Consider the following 16,834-nt stretch of genomic DNA (forward strand, 5'->3'; position numbering starts at 1 on the left):
TCGACGGCATCGGGAATCTCGGAGAGCCGTACGTTCTGCCGGTTCACCTCACCGGTACTCACCATCTGGGTGCCGTCGGCCCAGTAGTAGACGTTCGCCTCCCGCTGGGCGGTGGCGTTCTCGTCGGGGATGTCGACAGCGGCGTACACGATCGCGAAGAGGCAGACGAGGGCGGAGAGAACGAGGATGAGGGAGCCGCCCCACTGCCGCCAGGAGGGAAGCCAGCGACGGAGACCGTGTCTGCCGTGGCGGGGGTAGTCGATGAGGCGACGGCGTGGCTTTCGGGCGCGGGTTCGGGCGCGGTCGCGAGTGCGGGTGCGGGTGCGGGTTCGGACGTGGGTGCGGACGCGGGGCTGTTTGGGCTCGCGCTGCGGCTTCACCTGAGTGTGTGTCCCCATGCTGGGGGAGAGGACGGGGGCGGGGCGGGGGTTGGGCGGGAAGGTATTAGGGGGTCGTAACAGCAGCGCTCGAAGGGCTACTGCCGGGCTGCCGAAGGGGGTTGGCGGCCTTCCGGTCTTCCGGCCTTCCGGTCTTCCTGGCTGTCTGCTGGCAGGACCCGGCCGCAGCGGCTCCCCTGGGCCACGGCCGGCCCGCCTCAACCACGGGGGCCGCCCATGCGGGAGTGAACGACCTCCATGGGAGTTCACCTCTTGCCTGCCCGGGGCGGGGCCCTCGACACAGGTTGAATGCCCATCAGTCTGATTGTCAGTGCCCGGTTCTAGGGTGGCCCGTATGGCAACGTTTCGTTCTGGCGGCACGCTTCGGCACTTGGTCAAGTCGGCACAAGAACTCACCGAGCACGCGAGTGTCCGGGAGCGTGTCGACGCGGTGCTGCGCATCATGGGCGATCTCGGCGGAAAGTACGGCAAGGGCAGGCCCTTGGTGAATGCTCTGGAGGACGTGGCCCAAGAGGCGATACTCCACGGGGACTTCGAGTTCGCCCAGCGGTTCCAGCGCTTCGCTGCGTACGCACGAGGCGACCTGTTCCTCGAAATCCTGGAGAACTACTACGACGAGTCCGCACGGAAGAGCAGCGAGGAAGGCATGCGCAGGATGGTCGCCATGGGTGCGGACCGGGCGGTCGCCGCCCTGGACGTCCTGTGCCGCGACAAGCCCGATGCGACGGCCGCCGATGCCCGAGCCCTCTTTCGTGGGATAGCCCAGTCAGCCGACCATATGGGCCTCGGCCCCGGCGAGGGCGGGATCCAGCTTCCCACCCGGGAGGCTAGGCGACTCCAGCAGTACGGCCACATGGAGATAGTCCTGCGGAACCTGCCCCGACCTGCCTCCGTCGAGGCCGCACAGATGATGAGCGACGTACTTTCCCACGTCGATGCGGGACTACTGGCCCAGCTGCTCGAACTGCGGTCCAGGCAAGCCGGTTTAGCTGCCTTGCGTGCAGCCGTGGAGGACCCCGACAGCTCCGAGAGCGCCCTGCACGGCTGCCTGAAGAACCAGGAGTGGATCTTCGGCGGGGCCTATGTGGCCGAGTTAGCCCGCAGGCAGTACACCCCGGACACCATCCTCGACATACCTCTGCTGCGTGGTGACGGCTCCCTGCATGTGGTGGAACTCAAACGCGCCAACATCAAGGGCCTGGTCATCCGACAGAGCGGCCACCTCATGCTGGGCGCCCCCGCGCATCACGCGGTGTCCCAGACGCAGAACTACCTGCGGGCCATGGACGAGAATCGCCCGCACATTCTCGCCGAGCACGGTGTCGACGCCCGCCGAGCCTCGGCAACGGTCGTGATCGGGCACCCGCGCTATGTGACCGGAGATGTCACACCTCAGGAGATCTCGGAGACGTTGCGGACCTACAACACGCACGCGGCGCGCATAGAAGTGATCACTTACGAGACCCTGCTGGAGTCGGCTTCACGGATGCTGGCCCTCTCGTCGGCACGCGAGGACTCCGACGCTGACGAGGAGCCCGCAGCATGAACGACACTCCGCCGCCCGCCATCGAACCGCTTCTGGCCCGCCTGTGCGGCGGCGAGATAACCGACAAGGACTACGTCGGCTATTTCATGAACGAGCACGGAGAGGAGATCGTCTTTGCCCAGCGCCGCGGCGAGAAGACCGCCCGGCTCTGGCACAGCGATGGGGATTGGGAAATGTACCGAGTGGGCGACCACTCGATTCGGCTCGATGGACCGATGGACGGCATGATCACCGTCGAGGGCCTGATTATCCACCGTGCGGAAGCGACCTGGCTGTCCTCTTGCCTGGCTGCCTCCCGCCGTCTGCGCCAGGGACACGCCTGACGCGGCCCCCTGAAATCCGGGAACGTACGGGAAGTCGGCATTGCGAGCTCAAGCGACGGCCCCACCTGCGAGGCTGTGTTGCGTGACATATGCAGTGAGTGTGGATACCCGACCGCCCGGCAGCACCTCGGAGATGGACGAGCTGCAACGGGTCGGCGTCGCCGCCCTTCTTGAGAACGGCTTCGAGTCCGTGGAGGAGATCACGGGCCCCGACGGGATGGAGGTGAAGCTCCTCGACACCTTCGTGGGTGTGTATCCCGGTGGTGCGCTGCTCAAGGTGGTCGTGGACGCTCCGGCGCTGGAGTTCGCCGAGGAGGCAGTGCGAGAACTGGTGGAGGATCTGCTCGAGAGCACGGATCTGCTGGCGGACTGGACCGTCGTGCGGTGCCAGGTGGAGCTGCATCCGGACCTGGCGATGGAGAGCCTGGACGCGGCCGACGGCCCTGATGCTCCGCCGGACGACCTTGAGTCCCGCCGTGCGCGTCTGATGGGCCTTGCCGGGGGAGCCACGCCCGCCGACGTGGCCGGGACGACGATGGAGACCGATGCCATCCGTTCCAAGATCCGCACCATGGCCCCGCGCCTGACCGCCTTCGGCGCGGGGATGTTCGGTGTGCGCGAGGACGAGGACGAGGACGCGGGAGCAGGTAAGGACGAGGCCGGGCGCGCGGGCGAGGGCGAGAGCGAGGGCGACTCCGGCGGCATCTCGACGGAGGACGCCGAGCTTGCCGCCGGGGCCCTGATCTGGGGCACGGACGTCCTCGTGGACGAACTGTTCCAGGATGTGCACGCGCTGGACAGGGACGGAACCAACGTCGCCGAGTGCGACCGCCCCATGTGGCTCCTCGACGAGCTGCCCCCGCGCTACGCCCTGCAGTACGACGCGCGTTTCGCCCGGCGATTCCTGGTGACGGCGATTGCCCTGACCACGCGGCTGACCGTGGGGAGCTTCAAGGAGCTGAGCTGCGTGGCCGAGGAGCTGGTCCTCAAGCTGCTGCTGCGCGAGGCCGAGGTCACGCTCGAAACCTTCGGCCTCCTCGACGAGGGCGTCTCCGCGGCGCTGGAGCGCTTCGCCGATCTCGTCTACGAGGACATGGACCACGAGTTGCTGTACGACGACTCGATGGACGGCGTCGACGAGAGCGAGGTGGGCGCGGCCCTGGGCATCGCGCCCATGGGGATCACGAGCTGGTTCACGCCTTTCGACACGGACCGATACGTGCACCCGTACGCGGCGGACGACCCTGAACTCGACCCCGACTCCAACCCCGAACCCTGAGAGCGGGGCCGTCGGGGTGCCGCCCGTCGGGTTCCGGCCAGTAAACTGCGCGCGCTCGGAAGCGTCGCAGGAGACCAGGGGGAACAGTGGCACACGGGGGATATCAGGGCTGGGGACCGGGAAACGGCCAGCCACAGCCACAGGGAGGCGGCGCCCCGGACCCGTACGGCCCGCCACCAAGCCCGTACCCACACCCACACCCACACCCGAACCCCCACCCATATCCGTATCCGCAGCCGCCGCAGCCGGTCCGGCGGCGGCGTTCCGGCTGCGCGTTCCTCTTCGTCTCGCCGCTGATCCCGGTGGTCCGTTCCGCCCGCCGCCGCGCTGAGGCGATCTTCAACCAGCCGGGCGCGGGCCGCGTCGAGGACCGGCTCGTGACGCGGGTCCAGCTGTGGCGCGCGATCGTCGGCCTGGCTGCGAGCCTCCTCCTGATCTACACCTACGGCGCGGACGAGGGCTGGAGCGGCGTCGCCAACGACGGCGTAGTGAAGCTGATCCTCGCCCCGCTGCTGCTCATCTTCACCGGGCCACTGGTCGTCATAGGCTTCATCCGCTACGCGCCCGCCGCGCACAGGCGCGTGCTCCGCTCCCGCCTGCGTGAGCCGCTCAAGGCGGTGGGCTGGTACGTCGGCATTCTGGTGGGCGTCGGCCTCGTACTGGCAGGCAGCGCTGTTCTCCTGAAACAGAACTACGGCACGCTCCTGAACGGCCTGGTGGCGCTCGCCCTGCTCATCGGCCTCGTCTGGCTACTGCCGTTCCTCCTCTTCGCCTCCGCCTACGCCGCCCGCTACGCCTTCAACACGTCCAACGTCCATGCCGCTCTCCCGGCCGCGCTCACCGTCGTACTCGTCTGGGAACTGACGCTCTGCAGCGTCGCACTCGACGGCGGACTGCCCCCGGGGCCACCAGCCGCACAGTGGTGCGCGGTCCTCGGCGGCCCGATCTCGGTGACGGCGGTGGCCCTGTGGGAACTCCACCGCATGCGCACGCGCCACGGCGTCCGCATCCGCACGTGAGACCGGGGCTGAGGCGCTGCGACTAGGCCTCCTGCGTACGCGACAGGCTGATCCGGCGTCGAGTGGTGTCGAACCACGCCCCATGCCCCCCTGCCCCCATGCCCCCCCTGCCCCCCCTGCCCCCCCCTGCCCCCCCCTGCCCCCCCCTGCCCCCATGTCCCCACACCCCGACGCCCCGACGCTTATGTCAGGACCTCTCAACCTTGGCCTCCGACGGTGAGCACCAGCTTGCCGGTGGTGGAGCCGGACTCGATGCGGCGGTGCGCTTCGGCGGCTCGCTCCAGCGGGAGGGCTTCGACCTGTACCCGCATCCGGCCCTCGGCCGCTGCCGCGACGGCACGGCGCAGCGCCCGGCCCGCTTGGGCGGGGAAGGCCTCGGAGAACGCGGCGAGGTTGAAGCCGGAGACGCTCTTGTTGCTGAACCACAGCTCGTTGGACGAGATGCCGACGTCCTCGGCGCCCGAGGCATTGCCCATCACGACCAGTCGGCCCATCGGGGCCAGCAGGTCCAGGCTTGAGCGGCGGGCAGGGCCGCCCACCATGTCGACCACGATGTCGAATTCACCCGCCTCGGCGTGGCTGTCCCGCAGGATCGCCTCGTCGTAGCCGAAGCCTCTGGCGGTTTCGATCTTGGCGACACTGCCCACTGTGCCGACCACCCGGCCCGCACCCAACTGACGTGCGGCCTGGCCGAGTTGGCTGCCCACGCCGCCGGCTGCGGCGTGCACCAGTACGCGCTCGCCCGGTTCGATGCGGGCCACGCGGTCGAGCACCAAGAAGGCGGTGGTGCTGTTGGACGGAAGCGCCGCGGCTGTCTCCAGACTCAGGTCGTAGCCGTCCAGAGGGGCGACGAGGTCCGCCGACGTGGTGACCACCTCGGCGTAGCCACCGCTGTCGACGATGGTCAGGGCGGCGACCGGCTGACCCACCAACAGCCCCTCGACCCCGGGGCCGAGCGCCCGAATCCGGCCGGAGACCTCGATGCCCGGCACGAAGGGAAGCGGCACGTCCACCACGCCCTGGCGGTAAAGGACCTCGGCGAAGTTGGCACCCGCGTACGCCACATCGATGGAGACCTGGCCCGGACCGGGCTCGGGGATCTTCACCTCGTCGAGGCGCAGGACGTCGGCGGTGCCGAACGAGGGGATGGTGACTGCCTTCATGTACGTGCTGTGGTGTGTCATGCGGATGAGTCTGCCCAACCCGTTCGGAGCCGGGCAGTGTCAGCTCGTCCTGGGTCTGCCACCACCAGTCTGCGCCCACGTGCGTGCCGACCCGCCTGTCCAGGCGGGTCGGCGGGGTCATACCCAGGTCTCCCAGGTCTCACCGAGCTGCGTGTGCGTGACCGTGCCCAGCTCGTGATCGTCGCCTGCGAGACCGGGCTCGTGGGGGAGGCGTTGGGCTCAGACGTAGTCGAGTTCGGTGCGCAGACGCCGGTATTCCGCCAACGGAGTCGAGGGCTGGCTTTCTCCCCAGTTCGGAGTGCGTCCGCCTGCCGCGTGGATCGCCGTACGGACCACGCTGTTCGTATATACATTCCCATGTATGGACGAAGAAGTCGCCGCGGCCCCTCAGCCCGCTGTCCGGGCAGCTGCCTTCGCAGCCTTGCGGGCACGAGAGTGGCACGGCCGTGATCATGACGAAGGGCCAGTTTAAGAGGATCAAGCCTCTGAACTGGCCCTTAGTGCTGTGCCCCCGGCAGGATTCGAACCTGCGACACCCGCTTTAGGAGAGCGGTGCTCTATCCCCTGAGCTACGAAGGCGGGGCTGACTGATGCCGCCACGGATGGCGGTTTCAGACAGGGTAGCGGATGGGGATGGGGCGGTGCCGCCTGGCCGGGGGTGGCGTCAGCCGATGTGGGGCGGGGGTGTGGGCTCCGTGTGTTCCTGCTTGCCCGCGGTGATCGCCAGTGCCGTTACCGCCAAGCCCGCCAGGAACATGCACGCCGCCGCTATGAACGCCATCGTGTAGCCGTGCGTCACCGCCTCGCCCGCCCGGGACATCAGAGGGAAGTCCTTCGTGGACAGGGCGCGGTACAGGGCTGAGGCCGCCTCCGGGAGCTTTGCGTTCGCCGTTGAGGTGGAGATCGTCGACAGGACCGCGAGGCCCAGCGCGCCGCCGATCTGCTGTGCCGTGTTCAGGAGCGCCGAGGCGATTCCCGTGTCCTCGTGGGCCACTCCGCTCACCGCGCCCAGAGTCATCGGGACGAAGCTCATCCCCAGGCCCAGGCCCGTGACGAACATCGCCGGCATGAGGTGCGTGGCGTAGGAGGAGGTCGGGGTGAGTGTTGCGAACCAGAGCATTCCTGCCGTTGCCACCAGGAGGCCAGGGCCCGCCAGGAGGCGAGGGGGCACCTTTGCGATCAGCTTGGAGCTGATACCTGCCGCCGCCGCCATGCCGAAGCTGAAGGGGAGGTAAGCGAAGCCCGTCCGCACCGGGCTGTAGCCCTGGATCAGCTGCATGTAGAGCGTCAGGAAGTAGAACGTGGCGAACATGCCCGCCCCGATGAACAGCATCGTCGCGTAACTACCCCACCTGTTGCGGTCCTTCAACAGTCGCAGCGGCATCATCGGGTGCGTCGTACGGGACTGTAGGAGCAGGAAGGCCAGCAGAAACACCGCCGCTGTGGCGAATGACGTCAGCGTCAGGCCGTTCGTCCAGCCGTGTTCCCCGCCCCGCGTGATCCCGTACACCAACGCGATCAAGCCGCCGGTCCCGGTGATCGCACCCGGGATGTCCAGGCGGCCCCGGTGGCGCTCCGCCTCCACCAGCGTGCGGGTTCCGGCGAGGACGGCCAGGCCGATCGGGATGTTCACGAAGAACACCCACCGCCAGTCCAGTACATCGGTGAGTACGCCGCCGAGCAGCAGGCCCACCGTCGCGCCGACCCCGCCCATCGCCGCGTACACGCCCATTGCCGTGTTGCGCGGCTTGCCGGCTGGGAATGTGGTGGTGATCAAGGCCAGTGCGCTGGGGGCTGCCAGTGCCGCGCCCACGCCCTGGAGGATCCTGGCCGCTATCAGCAGCGCCTCGTTGGGAGCCAGGCCGCCCAGGAGGGAGGCGAGGGTGAAGACCGCGATGCCCACCTGGAACATCCGGCGGCGGCCGAACAGGTCTCCCGCCCTGCCGCCCAGCAGGAGCAGTCCGCCGAAGGCCAGGGCGTAGGAATTGACGATCCAGGCCAGGTTCGCGTCGGTGACGCCCAAGTCCGTCTGGATGCTGGGCAGGGCGATGTTCGTGATCGTCGCGTCGAGGACCACCATCAGCTGGGCGGCGGCGATCACGAACAGGGCCAGGCCGAGGTGGCGGCCCTTGGAGGAGGTTCCTGGAGAGGTCCCGGGGGACGCTTCGGAGGTGTTCGGTGCTGGTGGGAGGGGCGACGTCGTGGCGCTGTCGGCAGACATGAGCGTAGGGCTCCAGGAATGTGTGGAGGCGTGGGCTGCTGTGGCCATGGCTGTGGCCTTGGCCCTGAGCGTGAAGTGATGTGACCGCTTGCAATACGAGCCGGAGCGCCGATACGGCGAGAACTCCCTGCTCGTGACGAAGGCCAAACCCTAGCAGCCGAATTCCGTCCACCAGCGTGCGCCGAATGCATTTACCTGTGTGGTGATTGTCGCGTCTCCCCGACTGGCCAAAGAGGCGGTCTCTGTGAGCACGCGCCCGGTCGCAACTTCCCTGTTCCCGCTTGCTTTTTCTGTGCGAGTGTGGACACAGCGGGGGTCGTGCGCTCCCCTCTGTGTCGCCGCCGTGTCCATACTCTTTGAGGGAATGCAAATTCATTCCCCGTGAACCCCGTGGACCCCGTGGACTCTGCGAACCCCGTGGACCCCGTGGACTCTGCGAACCCCGTGGACTCTGTGAACTCTCGAATTCCTTGTACTGCTCCTCAGGAACCCGGGGTCCAATTTCCCAGCCAGTCGCCGATCTCCTGGTTCGCTGCCTGCGCGTCCGTCAATTGCGGACGGTCGGTGCTCGCCGTGCCCGAGCCCGCGCCCGTGTTCTTGTACTCCGCGAAACGGTCGTCCTTCCAGGGGAAGCCGCCCATGTCCACCCACGGGGTCGCCTTGATGGCGGCGCTCAGGGTCGAGTCGCGCACCGTCGTCTGCGGGTCCAGCGTCGCGTCGCCGCCCGCGTGCCAGTTGCGGCCCAGGTAGAAGCTGCGTGCCGATACGTCGCCGTTCACCGTGGTGTTCGTGATCAAGAAGCCCTTGCGGTCGGCAGCGGTGCTCGGCGCGGTGACGTAGCCCTGTGAGGTGCCGTCCCAGCGCTTCTTGAGGGTGATCACCGAGCGGTCCACCACGGCTGTCGCCCGGCCGAAGACGAAGTCCGTGTTGCCCACGATGTAGGAGTTCTTGATGTACGCCCGGCCCAGTTTGTCCTTCGCCGCCGTGTCCAGGAGGAGCGTGTCCTGGTCGCCCTCGACGATCACGCTGTCCAGGAATGCCTTGTCGGCTGCCGTGCGCAGGGCCACCGCCTGGTGACCTGCGAGGTTCTGGTTCGCCTTCTCGTCGAAGTCGTTGGAGAGGGTCAGGTTGCGGGCCTGGAAGTCGTCGGCCTCCGCGGCGACGGTCGCGCTGCCCGATGTGCCGTAGGTGCCGGAGCCGTCCGGCTTGGGGGTGCCCGCCGCGTTGTCGTACACGATGACCGTGTCCTTGCGGCTGCTCCCAGAGCCCTGGAGCGTGACGTGCGGCTTGTTTGACGGGATCTTCACCGTCTCGCGGTACGTTCCCGGCGCGATGGAGACCACCACCCGCGAGGAGTTGTTCGCCGGTACGGCATTGACCGCCGCCTGCACCGTCTTGTACTGGCCGCTGCCGTCCTTCGCCACCGTGAGGGTGGCAGCAGCAGTGGCGGCGGCAGTGGCGGTGGCGGTGGCAGTGGCAGTGGCAGTGGCAGTGGCGGTGCTCGCGCGTGGGCCCGCACCCGACTTCACCTTCGACGGGACGTCCGCGCCCTTGTCCAGCGTGTAGTCGTAGAAGCTCTTCGGGTCGAACGCCGTGCCGCCGCTCTCGTTGCGTCCGCTCGTCCCGACGAAGACGTTCCCGCGCTGCACGATCGAGGCCGAACTGTCCTTGGTGACCGGGTTCTTGAGGCCCTCGAAGTAGCTGTTCTCCAGGACCATCTTCGTATTGCCGCGCGAGTAGTTTCCGTACGAGGACGTGATGTCCGTTCCTGCCACGTCCTGGAGGTAGTTGTTGTAGAGGTGCGCGTGGGCCACGTTGTCCGTGGACGGGTTGCGCTGCTCCGTCTCGCGGAACCAGTTGTGGTGGATCGTGATGTCGGCCGTGGTGTTCTCGGTCCAGCCGATCCCGAAGGTCTTGTTGTTGTCGCTCAGTTTGTTCCAGGACACCGTCAGGTAGGTGGTGTCCTTTCGGCTGTCTATCAGGCCGTCCGCCATGTGCCGCAGGTCGTTGTGGTCGATCCACACGTGGTGCGCGCCGTCCATCTGTACGGCGTCGAAGTCGTGCTCCTTGTCGTTCCACGTGCCCGCGTACGAGTCCCGGATCGTGAGGTTCCGGATGATCACGTTGTGCACGCCCTGGCCCAGGAAGAAGCCGCCCCCGACGATCTGGCCCGAGGTGCCGGAGCCCACGATCGTCTTGTCCGACGCGACCTTGATCTCCTTGCCCTTGGGGTCCATCGTGATCGTCGCGGCCACGACGATCACGTACGGGTCGGAAGCCGTCGCGTATTTCTCCAGGTCCGCGAGCGTTCTGACGGTGACTGTCTTTCCGTCGCGTCCGCCGTACGTCCCGTTCTGGCCCAGGGCGTCGACCGATGCGAAGCCGTCGGCGACAGAGGCGGCAGCGGCGACATCGGCGGCGGAAGCCCCTGCGGAACTCGCCGCCGCAGCCAGTGGCCGCGCGTCCTCGCCGAAGATTCCGAAGGCCGTGCCGTACGTCAGCCCCGCCGCGGCCGCCATGGCCACCGGGATGCCGATCGTCAGGTTCAGCCGACGCCTGCGGTGCCGCGCCCCCATGGGCTCGTGCTGCCAGTGCTGCCCGTCCTTGATCGCTCTCATTGCCTCATCCGCCCTGGCGATAGTGGGTGTGCGTCTACGTCCGCGTTGTCTACTTCCGCGTTGTCTACGTCCGCGTTGCGCAGGGCAGTCGTCACCAGGGCGAGGAATGGTTGCCGGGTCAGCCCGACCCGGCGGCCCTGTCCCGTTCCGCGAGGTTCCGTTCCGCGAGGTCCCGTTCCGCGAGGTCCGCGTCGATCGTCGTCCGCAGGTCCGCGAGCAACTCCTCGAACCGTTCGATGAGTTCGGGCGGATACTGCGCCATCGCCGCGTCCATCCGGATCGCGAGCGGCGTGAAGAACTCGTCGGCCCGTTCCCGGATGGGCGAGCGGCTGTGCAGCGTGACGACGCGGCGATCGGTGTGCTCGCGGGTGCGGACGATGTGGCCCGCGCCTTCGAGGCGGTTCAGGAGCGCGGTCGTGGCGCCCGACGAGAGCTGGATACGTTCGCTGAGGCGGGCCGGGGAGAGCGGGGTGCCGCGGTCCTCGGCGGTGACGATCTCCAGGAGGGCGTCCGCGTCCGTGGAGTGCAGGCCGAGCCAGACCGCGAAGCGGCGGCTGAGGTCGCTGTAGCGCTCGCCGTAGCCCCTGAGCCCGTCCATCAGGCGCTCGCGCTGCGCCGTCATCTCGCCGGGTGCCGGTTCCTCCGCCGTCACCTCGCCCGTTGCCGGTTCCTCCGTCGCCACCTCGCCCGGTGCCGGTTCCTCCGTCGCCACCTCGCCCGGTGCCGGTTCCTCCGTCGCCTCGCCGGGTGCCGGTTCCTCCGTCGCCACCTCGCCCGCCCTCTCTGCCTGCTGCCCAGCCTGGCTGTACTCGTGCTTTGACAACTTACCGGCCTCAAATTACCTTCACCGTGGAATTACTTCACCATGGAGGTATCTAGATGCGTGACGCACCCCCCGCCCGCCGCTGGCTCGGCCTCATCGCCATCGCCCTCGGCGTCGCCCTGATCGTGGTCGACACCACGATCGTCAACGTGATCGTCCCCTCGGTCATCGAGGACCTGGACGCCAGCTCCGGCCAGGCGCAGTGGATCCAGGAGTCGTACGCGATCGTCTTCGCGGCGCTGCTCCTGCTGACCGGGCGCCTCGCCGACATCTTCGGCGCCCGCCGGATCTTCGTCGCGGGCGTCGTGATCTTCGGCGCGACCAGCGTGCTCGCCGGGCTCGCGCCGAGCAGCGGGCTGCTGATCCTGGCCCGCTTCCTCCAGGGCGCGGGCGCGGCGATGATCCTGCCGACCTCGCTCTCCCTCCTCAACGCGACCTTCACCGGCAAGGCGCGCGGCCAGGCCTTCGCCATCTGGGGCTCGACCATCGGCGCCGCCGCCGCGCTCGGCCCGCTGCTCGGCGGCTGGCTCGCCGAACACGTCTCGTGGCGCTGGGCGTTCGGCATCAACGTGCCGCTGTCCGTTCTCGTCGCCGCCGGCGTGCTGCTCTACATGGCTCCCTCGCCGCGCACCAAGGGGCGGGTGGACGTGCCCGGTTCGGTGCTGTCCATGCTGGGGCTCGGGCTGCTCGCCTTCGGTCTCGTCGAAGGGCGTACCTACGGGTGGATCGTCAGCGTCGAGCCGCTGGAGCTTCCCGGATTCAGCTGGGGGAGTGGGCCCTCGCCCGTTCTCGTCGCCCTCGTGCTCTCCGCCGTCACGCTGTTCGCGTTCGTCCGGCGGCAGATCGCGCTCAGCCGAAGCGGTGACTCCACGCGCGTCCTGATGGACGTACGGCTGTTCTCGATCGCCTCCTTCCGCAACGGCAACATCGCGACCCTGATCATCGGCCTCGGCGAGTTCGGCATCGTCGCGGTGCTTCCGCTGTGGCTCCAGTTCACCCTCGGCTACAGCGCCCTGGAGGCGGGGCTCGCGCTCGTGCCCATCGCCATCGGCAGCTTCGTCGCCACGGGGGCAAGCTTTCCGCTGGCCGCCAGGGTTCCGGCGCTCGGGCAGGTGCGCATCGGGCTTGTGCTTGAGGCCGTCGGTCTCGCGGGGGTCGGGGTCATCGCCGCCCCGGACAGTTCCTGGTGGGCCGTGGCGCTGATGCTCTTCGTGTACGGGATCGGCGTCGGGTTCGCCACCGCCCAGGTGACCAACGTCGTACTCGCCGAGGTGCCGCACGAGAGCGCGGGGCAGGGCTCCGGCATCCAGAGCGCCTTCCGCCAGCTCGGTTCCGCGCTCGGGATCGCCGCTCTGACCACCGTCTACTTCACGACTCTCAGCACGAATCTGCGCGACCGGCTGAGCGATGCCGGTATCCCGTCCGGGCAGGCCGATCAGCTCACCAGTGCCGTCACCGACAGCGCGGGTGCTGCCATCAGGCCCCTCGCGGACCGGCCCGAGACCGCGTCCGTCGCCGACGCGGCGCGCTCGGCGATGACCGACGGGGTCGCCCTCGGCGGCTATGTCGCCGCGGGCTTCGTCGTACTCGGGCTCATCGCCACCTTCCTCGTACCGTCCGCCGCCCGGACAGGAACAGGAGCAGGAGCAGGAACAGGAGCAGGAGCAGGAACCGGAGAGGGAGCCGTGGAGGGTCAGGGGGACGCGGTACCGGCGTCCCAGGTGTAGGCGTGCAGGCGCAGGGCGAGCTGGATCTCCAGGGAACGCTCCGGGGACTGCCAGTCGGCGCCGAGCAAGTGGCCGATCCTGTCCAGGCGTTGGACCACGGTGTTCACATGGACGTGGAGGGATTCCTTCGCCCTGGACTGGCTCATCCCGCAGGCGAAGTAGGCCCGCAGGGTGTGGATGAGTTCGGTGCCGCGCTTGGTGTCGTAGTCCAGGACCGGGCCCAGCGTGCGGCGTACGTAGGAGTCGAGATTCGTGTCGTCGCCGAGCAGTACGCCGAGGAAGCCGAGGTCGGGCAGGTCCGCGCCCTGGCCCGTGTGGCCGAGCGCGCGCAGGGCGGAGAGGCAGCGGAGTGCCTCGGCGTGGGCCTGGGAGAGGGCTTCGGGCCCGGTGGCGGGGCCCGCGGCGCCGACCGTGACCGGGGCTCCCGCGGCCTGGGTGAGTTCGGCGGCGAGCGCGCGGGCCCGGGCGCCGGTGTCGGCGGCCGGGATCACCAGGACCACGTGGTCGTGGTGCAGGCCGGACAGACCGTGGTGGGCGCGGGCGGCTCGGGCCGCGGAGGAGAGCAGGAGCTGGCGGGACGCCGTCTCGCTGTGCGTGACGAACACCGCGTGAGGGAGCGCCAGATCGACGGCAAGGCGGCGGGCCCGCGCGGTCAGGCGGCCCGGGGTGCCGGAGAGGGAGAGCAGATCGCCGAGGAGTTCGCCCCGTACGCGGTCCTCCGCCTCGGCTGCCGAACGGCGAAGGAGCAGGAGCAGGGCCGTGACGACTCCGGCGCGCTCGAAGAGGCGGCGGTCGGCCTCGCCGAGGTCGGCCCGGTCGGTGAGGGCGATGCTGCCGAGGAGCTCCGGGCCCGCGAGGACCGCGCACACCCAGGTGCCGTCGAGGGGTACGGCACGCCCGCTGGCGCGCGAGGCGGCTACGGCCTTGGCCGGGGGCGTACGGGGGGCGGCGTCGACGCGGGCGAGGGGTGGTTCGGCGTCGACGCGGGCCCGCCCCGTGCCGTCTGCGTCGACGCGGGCCTGCCCTCTGCTGTCCGCGTCGACACGGGCCCGCCCTCTGCTGTCCGCGTCGACGTGCGCCTGCCCCGTGCTGTCCGCGTTGACGTAGGCCTGCCCTCTGCCGTCCGCGTCCACGCGTGCCTGCGCCGTGCCGTCCGCGTCGACATGGGGCAGGCCCATGCCGTCCGCGTCCACGCGTGCCTGCCCCGTGCCGTCCGCGTCCACGCGTGCCTGCCCCGTGCCGTCCGCGTCCACGCGGGCCAGTTCCGTGCCGTCCGCGTCGTGGATGAGGGTGCCGCCGTGCAGGAGCGCGCCGATCGCGGTGGCGACCTCGGTGAAGTCCCCGCCGCGCAGGACGAGATCGGTCAGGCGGTCGTGCGCGTCCTCGGCCCGGAGCATGGCCTCGCTGTGCGCGCGGATGGTCTGCGACGCCTCGTTCAGGTCGACGAGCGCGGCCCTCGTCTCCTCCATACGGCGCGCGCTGTCGATGGCGATCGCCGCGTGGTCGGCGAGCGAGGAGAGCAGCGCGCCCTCGTCCGGGGTGAAGGCACGGGCGGTGCGGTCGGCGGCGTAGAGCACGCCGATGACGTGGGTGCCCTGCCGCAGCGGTACGCCGAGGATGGCGTGCAGGCCTTCTTCGAGTACGGCGCTGTCGATGGGGGTGGTGTGCTGGAAACGGGGATCGACCTCGTAGTCCCCGGTGGCGTACGGACGGGCGGTCTGGGCCACGAGGCCGCCGAGCCCCTCGCCCATGCCCAGACGCAGATTCTGGAACGCGGCGGAGACCGAGCCGTCCGTCACGCGCATGTAAGTGTCGCCCGCTGCCGGGTCGTTGAGGGAGAGGTACGCGACGTCCGTACGAAGCAGCAGCTTGGCCCGGTGCACGATGGCGCGCAGTACCGCGTCCAGGTCGCGCAGCGCCGCGAGGTCGCCCGCCGTGTCGAACAGGGCGGTGAGCTCGGCCTCCCTGCGCTGGTGCTGGTTCAGGGTGCGGCGCACGCGCAGGGCGGTCTGCGTGGCCTCGTCGATCGCCGTGAGCTCGGCGCCGCTCGCCCCGGCCGCGCGGGCCGCCGCGGCAGGACGGGCGAACTGATCGGCGGGCGCGTCGTCGGCGAGCAGGCCGAGCAGCTCGCGCAGGGCGGTAGCGGTGCACGCCTGCTCCCGGTGGACGGCGTCTGAGGAGCTGGACATACGACGTGTCGCCTCCGGGAGCGGGGTGCGCGTGCTGAGGGCGCGCTTCAGGTGCTGAGGACGCGCATCAGGAGCTGAGGGCGCGCCTCAGGTGGAGATTGTCGCCGAGGCGGTGGTGTTGGAGGAATCCTCGGGAGCGGAATGCCGCTCCTGCGCGAGCGAGCGGCCCCGGGTCTCCTTCGCCACGAGCACGGTGAGCGTCGTGATCACCACCGTCACGCAGACGTACAGAGCCACCGGCGTCGCGGACCCGAAGTCCTTGAGCAGCTCGACCGCGATGATCGGCGCGAGCGCGCCGCCGATGATGGACGCGAGCTGCGAGCCCATCGAGGCCCCGGAGTAGCGGACCTTCGTGTCGAACATCTCGGAGATGAAGGCGGCCTGCGGCCCGTACATCGCGCCGTGGAAGAGCAGCCCGACCGTGACCGCGAGGGTGATCACGGTGAAGGACTCGCTGTCGACGAGCGCGAAGAACGCGAACGCCCACACCGCCATGCCGACCGACCCGATCAGGGTGACCGGCCTGCGGCCGATGCGGTCCGAGAGGGCGCCCCACAGCGGGATCGTCACGAAGTGCACGGCGGAGCCGATCAGCACGGCGTTCAGGGCGGTGCTCTTGGGCAGTTCCAGGTGCACGGTGACGTAGACGAGGACGAAGGCCGTGAGGATGTAGTACGAGACGTTCTCGCCGAGCCGGGTGCCGATGGCGGTCAGGACGCCGCGCCAGTTGTGCCGGAAGACCTCGACGACCGGCGCGTCCTGCTTGGTGGCCTGCCCCGAGTCCTCGGCGGCCGCCGCCTTCGCCTGCGCCTCCAGGAAGAGCGGCGACTCCGAGACCGAGACCCGTATCCACAGGCCGATGATCACGAGCACCCCGGAGAGCAGGAACGGGATGCGCCAGCCCCAGGCGAGGAACGCCTCGTCGGACTGGACGGCGGCCAGGAGCGCGAGGACGCCGGTGGCGAGGAGGTTGCCGCCGGGGGCGCCCGCCTGCGGCCAGGAGGCCCAGAAGCCGCGGTTCTTGTCGTCACCGTGCTCGGAGACGATCAGGACGGCGCCGCCCCACTCCCCGCCGAGCGCGAAGCCCTGGATCAGGCGCAACACCGTGAGGAGGATCGGGGCGCCGACGCCGAGCGTTGCGTGGGTGGGCAGCAGGCCCATCGCGAAAGTGGCGCCGCCCATCATCATCAGGCTCAGCACGAGCAGCTTCTTGCGGCCGATCTTGTCTCCGTAGTGGCCGAAGACGACGCCGCCGATGGGCCGGGCGGCGAACCCGACGGCGTAGGTGAGGAAGGAGAGGAGGGTGCCGACGAGGGGGTCGCTGTCGGGGAAGAAGAGGGTGTTGAAGACGAGCGCGGCGGCGGACCCGTAGAGGAAGAAGTCGTACCACTCGATGGTGGTGCCGATGAGGCTGGCGCTGATGATGCGGGCGATACCTGGCTTGCCCGGGGTCTTGCCCGGGGCGCGCGGCGTTGCGGCTGCCATGGCGTGATCCGTTTCTCGATGG

General features: G+C 69.3%; 11 protein-coding genes, 1 tRNA gene and 1 pseudogene. 5 read left to right on the top strand and 8 right to left on the bottom strand.

The window, feature by feature from the left end:
* Window positions 1-398 (bottom strand): annotated as a pseudogene (locus ACZ5CR_RS40235) (transglycosylase domain-containing protein); the annotation flags it as partial.
* A gap of 334 nt (window positions 399-732) precedes the next feature.
* On the opposite strand from ACZ5CR_RS40235, the gene ACZ5CR_RS40240 reads away from it, so the two are divergent.
* The 4 genes from ACZ5CR_RS40240 to ACZ5CR_RS40255 all read left to right on the top strand — a co-directional run bounded on the left by ACZ5CR_RS40240 (window position 733) and on the right by ACZ5CR_RS40255 (window position 4,565).
* On the top strand, window positions 733-1,944 hold the full coding sequence (locus ACZ5CR_RS40240) for a Shedu anti-phage system protein SduA domain-containing protein (protein ID WP_468867259.1): 1,212 nt from the start codon (window positions 733-735) through the stop codon (window positions 1,942-1,944).
* The gene (locus tag ACZ5CR_RS40245; protein ID WP_468867262.1) at window positions 1,941-2,267 is read left to right on the top strand and encodes a hypothetical protein; all 327 of its coding nucleotides are present in this window, start codon (window positions 1,941-1,943) and stop codon (window positions 2,265-2,267) included. The genes ACZ5CR_RS40240 and ACZ5CR_RS40245 overlap by 4 nt, the downstream gene beginning before the upstream one ends.
* Window positions 2,268-2,367: 100 nt before the next feature.
* Window positions 2,368-3,546, top strand: coding sequence for a hypothetical protein (locus ACZ5CR_RS40250; protein ID WP_468867264.1), 1,179 nt, complete (start codon window positions 2,368-2,370; stop codon window positions 3,544-3,546).
* Between the two features lie 302 nt (window positions 3,547-3,848).
* A complete protein-coding gene (locus ACZ5CR_RS40255) occupies window positions 3,849-4,565 on the top strand; it encodes a hypothetical protein (protein WP_468867267.1) in 717 nt (238 codons plus the stop codon).
* Between the two features lie 197 nt (window positions 4,566-4,762).
* Here the strand turns inward: ACZ5CR_RS40255 and ACZ5CR_RS40260 are convergent, their stop codons facing one another.
* The 5 genes from ACZ5CR_RS40260 to ACZ5CR_RS40280 all read right to left on the bottom strand — a co-directional run bounded on the left by ACZ5CR_RS40260 (window position 4,763) and on the right by ACZ5CR_RS40280 (window position 11,210).
* The gene (locus ACZ5CR_RS40260; RefSeq protein WP_468867269.1) at window positions 4,763-5,749 is read right to left on the bottom strand and encodes a quinone oxidoreductase family protein; all 987 of its coding nucleotides are present in this window, start codon (window positions 5,747-5,749) and stop codon (window positions 4,763-4,765) included.
* Between the two features lie 506 nt (window positions 5,750-6,255).
* Window positions 6,256-6,328 (bottom strand) — tRNA-Arg (locus ACZ5CR_RS40265).
* Window positions 6,329-6,413: 85 nt separating this feature from the next.
* Window positions 6,414-7,970, bottom strand: a complete 1,557-nt coding sequence (locus ACZ5CR_RS40270; RefSeq protein ID WP_468867272.1) for an MFS transporter — start codon at window positions 7,968-7,970, stop codon at window positions 6,414-6,416.
* Window positions 7,971-8,452: 482 nt separating this feature from the next.
* Window positions 8,453-10,588, bottom strand: a complete 2,136-nt coding sequence (locus ACZ5CR_RS40275) for a pectinesterase family protein (RefSeq protein ID WP_468867274.1) — start codon at window positions 10,586-10,588, stop codon at window positions 8,453-8,455.
* Window positions 10,589-10,706: 118 nt separating this feature from the next.
* Entirely contained in the window at window positions 10,707-11,210 is a 504-nt protein-coding gene (locus ACZ5CR_RS40280; RefSeq protein ID WP_468867368.1) for a MarR family winged helix-turn-helix transcriptional regulator, read from the bottom strand.
* Window positions 11,211-11,467: 257 nt separating this feature from the next.
* On the opposite strand from ACZ5CR_RS40280, the gene ACZ5CR_RS40285 reads away from it, so the two are divergent.
* Entirely contained in the window at window positions 11,468-13,138 is a 1,671-nt protein-coding gene (locus ACZ5CR_RS40285; protein WP_468867276.1) for a DHA2 family efflux MFS transporter permease subunit, read from the top strand.
* On the opposite strand, the gene ACZ5CR_RS40290 is transcribed toward ACZ5CR_RS40285, so the two are convergent.
* Together ACZ5CR_RS40290 and ACZ5CR_RS40295 are read right to left on the bottom strand one after the other, a co-directional pair.
* A complete protein-coding gene (locus ACZ5CR_RS40290) occupies window positions 13,105-15,327 on the bottom strand; it encodes a helix-turn-helix domain-containing protein (protein ID WP_468867278.1) in 2,223 nt (740 codons plus the stop codon). The genes ACZ5CR_RS40285 and ACZ5CR_RS40290 overlap by 34 nt on opposite strands.
* 87 nt (window positions 15,328-15,414) lie before the next feature.
* Window positions 15,415-16,812: an MFS transporter gene (locus ACZ5CR_RS40295; protein WP_468867281.1), complete on the bottom strand. Its 1,398-nt coding sequence runs from the start codon at window positions 16,810-16,812 to the stop codon at window positions 15,415-15,417.
* Window positions 16,813-16,834 lie beyond the last annotated feature (22 nt).

The organism is Streptomyces sp. NPDC031274 (assembly GCF_055570235.1).

Excerpts from the sequence above, each read along its gene's own strand:
- ACZ5CR_RS40240 (WP_468867259.1), top strand. The coding sequence starts at position 733 with ATGGCAACGTTTCGTTCTGGCGGCACGCTTCGGCACTTGGTCAAGTCG.
- ACZ5CR_RS40245 (WP_468867262.1), top strand. The coding sequence starts at position 1,941 with ATGAACGACACTCCGCCGCCCGCCATCGAACCGCTTCTGGCCCGCCTG.
- ACZ5CR_RS40260 (WP_468867269.1), bottom strand. The coding sequence starts at position 5,749 with ATGACACACCACAGCACGTACATGAAGGCAGTCACCATCCCCTCGTTC.
- ACZ5CR_RS40270 (WP_468867272.1), bottom strand. The coding sequence starts at position 7,970 with ATGTCTGCCGACAGCGCCACGACGTCGCCCCTCCCACCAGCACCGAAC.
- ACZ5CR_RS40275 (WP_468867274.1), bottom strand. The coding sequence starts at position 10,588 with ATGAGAGCGATCAAGGACGGGCAGCACTGGCAGCACGAGCCCATGGGG.
- ACZ5CR_RS40280 (WP_468867368.1), bottom strand. The coding sequence starts at position 11,210 with ATGACGGCGCAGCGCGAGCGCCTGATGGACGGGCTCAGGGGCTACGGC.
- ACZ5CR_RS40285 (WP_468867276.1), top strand. The coding sequence starts at position 11,468 with ATGCGTGACGCACCCCCCGCCCGCCGCTGGCTCGGCCTCATCGCCATC.
- ACZ5CR_RS40290 (WP_468867278.1), bottom strand. The coding sequence starts at position 15,327 with ATGTCCAGCTCCTCAGACGCCGTCCACCGGGAGCAGGCGTGCACCGCT.
- ACZ5CR_RS40295 (WP_468867281.1), bottom strand. The coding sequence starts at position 16,812 with ATGGCAGCCGCAACGCCGCGCGCCCCGGGCAAGACCCCGGGCAAGCCA.